Origin of the sequence: Streptomyces apricus (assembly GCF_008369065.1) — a bacterium.
GTDB classification, from domain to species: domain Bacteria; phylum Actinomycetota; class Actinomycetes; order Streptomycetales; family Streptomycetaceae; genus Streptomyces; species Streptomyces apricus.
In genome coordinates this window covers 1-3604 of the sequence record NZ_VDFC01000131.1, presented here as the reverse complement: position 1 = coordinate 3604, position 3604 = coordinate 1, and the positions used below count along the sequence as shown (strand labels likewise).

General features: G+C 74.7%; 3 protein-coding genes and 1 pseudogene. 2 read left to right on the top strand and 2 right to left on the bottom strand.

Annotated features, from left to right (window positions below):
• Nucleotide 1 precedes the first annotated feature (1 nt).
• A complete protein-coding gene (locus FGF04_RS38465; protein ID WP_149516034.1) occupies nt 2-883 on the bottom strand; it encodes an SDR family oxidoreductase in 882 nt (293 codons plus the stop codon).
• Nucleotides 884-1007: 124 nt separating this feature from the next.
• On the opposite strand from FGF04_RS38465, the gene FGF04_RS38460 reads away from it, so the two are divergent.
• The gene (locus FGF04_RS38460) at nt 1008-1610 is read left to right on the top strand and encodes a TetR family transcriptional regulator (RefSeq protein WP_223146454.1); all 603 of its coding nucleotides are present in this window, start codon (nt 1008-1010) and stop codon (nt 1608-1610) included.
• Between the two features lie 159 nt (nt 1611-1769).
• Here FGF04_RS38460 and FGF04_RS38455 read toward each other — a convergent pair whose 3' ends face one another.
• On the bottom strand, nt 1770-2570 hold the full coding sequence (locus tag FGF04_RS38455) for a bestrophin-like domain (protein WP_149516032.1): 801 nt from the start codon (nt 2568-2570) through the stop codon (nt 1770-1772).
• Nucleotides 2571-2937: 367 nt separating this feature from the next.
• Here FGF04_RS38455 and FGF04_RS41550 point away from each other — a divergent pair.
• Nucleotides 2938-3604 (top strand): annotated as a pseudogene (locus FGF04_RS41550) (hypothetical protein); the annotation flags it as partial.

Here is a 3604-nt window from a genome sequence, read left to right as displayed (position 1 = left end):
TTCAGTGGCCGGCGCGGTCCGCGGGAGCGGGACCGGCGTCGGCCTCGGCGTCCGCGTCGGTGGAGTGGGCCAGGTCCCGTCCGTCCTCCAGGGCCTGGAGGCGGTCGCGCAGGGCGGCGCTCGCCATGGCGTAGGCGTCCGAGCCCAGCGTCAGGCGCAGCGGCGCCCGGTCCTGGTCGGCGCAGGCGATGATCGCGGCGGCCGTCCTCGCGGGATCGCCCGGCGCGGGCAGCGGGGGCAGGTCGCCGGACAGGACGGCGCGCAGCTGCCCCGAGGGGCCCTCGGCGTACGCGGGCAGCGGCGCGCCCAGCACCGCGCTGCCGGCGCCGAAGTTGGTGCGCGRGACGCCCGGCTCGACGATCGTCACGCCGATGCCGAACGGCGCGAGTTCGGCGGCGGCCGACTCCCAGAAGCCCTCGATGCCCCACTTGGTGGCGTGGTAGAGGCTCATGGCGGGGAAGGCCACCTGGCCGCCGACGCTGGCGATCTGGATGTGGCGTCCGCCGCCCTGGCGGCGCAGGTGGGGGGTGGTGGCGCGGGCGAGCTGGATCGAGGCGGTGAGGTTGGTCGCGATCTGCGCGTCGATCTGCGCGTCGGAGAGTTCCTCGGCCGCGCCGAAGAGCCCGTAGCCGGCGTTGGAGACGATGACGTCGATGCGGCCCAGGTCGGCGAAGGCGCGGTCCACGACCTCGCGCAGCGCGGCGGTGTCGGTGACGTCCAGGCGGGCGCGCCACAGCCGGTCGCCGTGGCGGGCCGCGAGGTCGTCGAGGGTCTCCGGGCGCCGCGCGGTGGCGGCGACCCTGTCGCCCCGGGCCAGCAGCTGCTCGGTGAGGTGGCGGCCGAAGCCGGAGGACGTGCCGGTGATGAACCAGGTACGGGACATGGAGTTCTCCTCGGTCGGCCGGGTCGGCCCGAACTGCTCCGACCCGATCAGTAACTAACTGGTTATATTCATACACCGGCCCCGGCCGCCTGTAAATACCCGGTTGGTTATGTACGATGGGCGCATGCCACCTGATGCCACCGAGACCAAGCGGCGCCTGATGAAGGCGGCCGTCGAGGAGTTCGCCGCCCACGGTCTGGCCGGTGCGCGCATCGACCGCATCGCCGAGAGCGCCAAGGCCAACAAGCGGTCGATCTACATGCACTTCGGGACCAAGGAAGAACTGTTCGACATGGTCGTCGCCGACGGCATGTCGGAGCTGGCGGCAGCCGTCGCGATCGACGCGGGCGACCTGTCCGGCTACGCCTGCGCTCTGTACGACCGCCTGGAGCAGCGGCCGCACATCCGGCGGCTGTACCTGTGGGCGGGGCTGGAGCGCCAGCAGCCCATCGACGCCGAGGTCGCCGAGTACCGCAGGAACGTCGCCGCGATCCGGGCCGCCCAGGAGGCGGGCCGCATCCGCACCGACATCCCGGCCCTGGACCTGATGGCCATGGTGATCGCGCTGGTGATCAGCTGGGACACCGCCTCCTGGTCGCTGAAGGCGCTGCAGGCGGAGCAGACGGACCAGGCGGACAGCGGGCACACCTCCCCCGCCGGCGGCCACCGGGCCGCCCTGGCGGCCGCCGTCACCACCCTGACCCGGCAACCCTCACCCTCTACCTGAGGTCGACACCGTCTCCACCTGAGGTCGACACCGGCCGGCGCCGGCGGGCGACCGCCCCGGCCGCCGGGCGGGGACGTCCTGCCCCGGCCGACATGGCGGAGCCCGGCCGCGTGAACACGGCCGGGCTCCCCGGGGGCTTGCTTCGGGCGGTGCGGCGGGTCAGGCGGCGCGGCGGTCGCCCCGCTCGTCGCAGGGCAGGTCGGTGGCGCTGCGCTGGGCGAGGAAGTCGCGGGTGGCCTGGCGCTGGGCCTCGGTGATGGCGGTCGGCTGGACGTCGATGATGCCGCCGAAGGGCCGGTCGACGTCGCGGATGATGCACAGCGTCGTGGTCAGCAGCGCGGTGATCAGGACGAGGGTGGCCAGCTGACCGCGGTTGTTGCGGCGGGGGATGCAGATGCCCAGGGCGATCACGGTGAAGACGAGGGTGGCCAGCAGGAACCACAGGATGGCGCTGGGGATGCTCGCGGTGGCCTGGGTCAGGCGCTCCTCGCGTTCGTCGGAGCGCTTGTTGTCGGCGGCCACCAGCATGCCGAAGACGGACTCGCCCTCCAGCGCGCGGAAGGTGCGGCGGAAGTCGGTGGACCACACGCTGGGCGCGGCCGAGCCCTTGCTGTCGGCCATCGCGGGCCACTCCTGGGCGCGTACGGCGCGGGCGTAGCAGACGGCTGCGGCCTGGATCTCGGCCCGCTGCTCCCCGGGCGCGTACTCGGCGGTCTCCACCAGCTGGTCCAGGGCGCGGGCCTCACCGCGGGAGGCCACCTCGGCCTTGCCGTAGGAGCCGCTGGCGGTGGCCAGGATGAAGGCCAGCAGCAGCACGGTCAGGGTCAGCAGCGGGCCGACGAGGTCCTTGACGGCCATACCGGTGTCGTCGTCCTCGCTAAGCAGACGGGGACGCAGGTAACGGTTGGCGGCCAGTCCGGCGAGCAGCGCCAGGACCGCGACGACGATGACGAGGATCACGGATGTGCACCTTCAGGGGTGGGTGAGGGACGGCGCGAGGCCGGGGACATGCCGTGACGCCTTCCGCACCGCCGGCCCTCCTGAACAGCAAAAACGTTCGCTCGCCCTCCTACGGGGGACCGGCCTTGCGCCAGAAAGCGGCGGCAGGCGCGGCAGGTGCCTGCCGCGCCGGGCGCCGCTCCCCCGGGCGTGCCCCTCGCGTCGCGCGCTGCCGGTTCCCTTTCCGGTGAACAGGGCGCGTTCAGCGGACCTTTGGGTCCGCGGGCTGCATACGGTGGCCCCGCCGCCGTGCCTCCGCCGCCCGGCGGCGCCATGCGGCAGTGCGGACACAGCGAACACAGCGGACACAGGGGAAGGGAAGGCCACGATGACGTCGGCCACGGCGTACGGACTTGACGACCGAGTACTGGGACGCCGGTGGGCGGTGCGCCTGGACGCTGCCGGCCGTGGCAGTACGACCGTGCGCCTCTCGTGCAGCCGTCCCGCCTGCGCGGCGCAGCGCCTGCCCTCCGCGGCGGCCGGCCGGGCCGCCGCGGTCGCGCACCTCAAGGCCCACCTGCGGGCCGCGAGCGGGCCGCGGGCGGCGGCGTACTGCGCGTGCAAGGCGGAGGAGTGCGGTGCGCACCTGCGCCCCGCCGACCGGGGCGAGCGCGGCGAGCGCAGTGAGCGCAGCGAGTCCTGGCGGTGCGGAGGGCCGGTGGTCTGGGCGGTGATCGCCGACCGGGAGGGCCGCTGGTGGCGGGCCATGGAGTGCTGCTCGCGCTGCGCGGCCGCCMCCCCCGGCGCGAAGGTCGTCGCCACGGCCACCGCCACCGCCACGGGCACGGGCACGGGCGCAGGTACGAGCACAGGTACGGCCACGGGCACAGGTACGGGCACAGGTACCGGTACGGGTGCCGGCGCCGGGGCTGCCGCCGCCGCGGCGGCCGGCGTGGGGGCCGCCGGTGCGGAGGCGGCCGGCCGTTCGCCGGGGGCCGCCGGTGCGGAGGCGGCCGGCCGTTCGCCGGGGGCCGTCGGTTCGGAGGCGGCCGGCC